Source organism: Acinetobacter sp. AL9 (assembly GCF_041464035.1).
GTDB lineage: Bacteria > Pseudomonadota > Gammaproteobacteria > Pseudomonadales > Moraxellaceae > Acinetobacter > Acinetobacter towneri.
In genome coordinates this window covers 1-653 of the sequence record NZ_JAYFSK010000154.1, presented here as the reverse complement: position 1 = coordinate 653, position 653 = coordinate 1, and the positions used below count along the sequence as shown (strand labels likewise).

At 35.4% G+C, this 653-nt stretch carries 1 protein-coding gene; it reads right to left on the bottom strand.

Annotated features, from left to right (window positions below):
• The coding region (locus tag ACEO2X_RS14065; protein ID WP_371972176.1) for a transposase at nucleotides 1–575 on the bottom strand (575 nt) is incomplete at its 3' end.
• Nucleotides 576–653: the final 78 nt, after the last annotated feature.

Below are 653 nucleotides of genomic sequence, written 5' to 3'. Positions count from 1 at the left end.
AACATTGAAATATCATCTGTAAATCGTTGTAATTTCCTCTTCCTAGGCCGCTCCGACATACTTTTAATACTGCTTGCTAGATTGGCTTCAAAGCTTGGATATTCTGCTAACAAACTGTATTTAATCTGATCATTCAAGTCTTGAATTAGCCGCCAAGGACTTAAGTTTCGGTTTTTATCGAGTAAACTAACACCATGATTAAAATAATGTTGTTTATAGATTTTCTCTACTAAAACTGCGTAAAGTAGCTTTCCGAGTAAATAAACCTCAGCTAATTTACCGTCTTTTTTAGCCCTTAGTAAATCTATGTTAAGCAAGCTTTTTAATCGTTTTATATATAGTTCGATTTGCCACCTGGCTTTATAAATATTTTGAACTTGAAGCGTACTAAGAACCTGCGGCGGAATCGTTGTAAATACCAGCATCCAGTTCGTTAAGTAAAGTGTTTGAGCTCTGACTTTTCGCCCATTTTTCTTAGCAAAGGTCATCATTTCTCGACGTTCATTCTCTGCAACTTTTGTGTTTTTAGCTATCGCATGGACATAACCCTTGATCCTCTTATCGCCTAAAATCATATAACACTCAATCACCTGATTTTTCTCAGACCGTGATATAAGTTGCTGATGCCAATCAATCTTAAGCTTTTGATTATT